At 45.1% G+C, this 905-nt stretch carries 2 protein-coding genes; one reads left to right on the forward strand and one right to left on the reverse strand.

Annotated features, from left to right (window positions below):
- Positions 1 to 725 (forward strand): N-acetylglucosamine utilization transcriptional regulator NagR (gene nagR, locus ACWHAR_RS24545; protein ID WP_452088115.1); only part of this gene is annotated, 725 nt, incomplete at its 5' end.
- A gap of 19 nt (positions 726 to 744) precedes the next feature.
- Here the strand turns inward: nagR and ACWHAR_RS24550 are convergent.
- A partial coding sequence (locus ACWHAR_RS24550) for a hypothetical protein (protein WP_452088116.1) occupies positions 745 to 905 on the reverse strand: 161 nt, incomplete at its 5' end.

Here is a 905-nt window from a genome sequence, read left to right on the forward strand (position 1 = left end):
TCAATAAACAATCGCCTATTCCGATTTATTATCAGATTATGGAGCAATTAAAAACCCAAATTAAGAACGGAGAGCTGCAGCCGGATATGCCTCTTCCTTCTGAGCGCGAATATGCCGAACAATTCGGGATCAGCCGGATGACAGTTCGCCAGGCGCTTTCTAATTTAGTTAATGAAGGCTTGCTCTATCGCCTGAAAGGGCGGGGCACCTTTGTCAGCAAGCCAAAAATGGAACAAGCACTTCAAGGGCTGACAAGCTTTACCGAGGATATGAAAAGCCGCGGGATGACACCGGGCAGCAGGCTCATTGATTATCAGCTTATTGATTCAACTGAGGAGCTCGCGGCTATATTAGGCTGCGGGCATCCCTCCTCTATCCATAAAATCACTCGGGTGCGGCTGGCAAATGATATTCCAATGGCGATTGAGTCCTCACATATTCCGTTTGAGCTTGTGGGTGAATTGAACGAATCACATTTTCAGTCGTCGATCTATGATCATATTGAAAGGTACAACAGCATACCGATTTCCCGTGCAAAACAGGAGCTTGAGCCAAGCGCTGCCACCACGGAAGAAGCGAACATTCTTGGTATTCAAAAGGGAGCGCCTGTCCTATTAATCAAACGAACAACATATCTGCAGAACGGAACTGCTTTTGAGCATGCAAAATCCGTATACAGAGGCGACCGTTATACATTTGTCCACTATATGGATCGTCTTTCATAAAAAAAGCCTCCAACCCTTTTTAAGGATTGGAGACATGGCGAAAATCAAACTGGTCTGGTGCCGGACGATATGTTTCTTTTTTCGTCTTGAACTTCCAGATCGGTGATTTCGTTTTGCCGTTAAAACTGTCTTCCACTATAATGTACCAATAATAAACAGACTGCGATTCAAGGTGATCCC

This window comes from Bacillus sp. LR--39 (assembly GCF_053613335.1).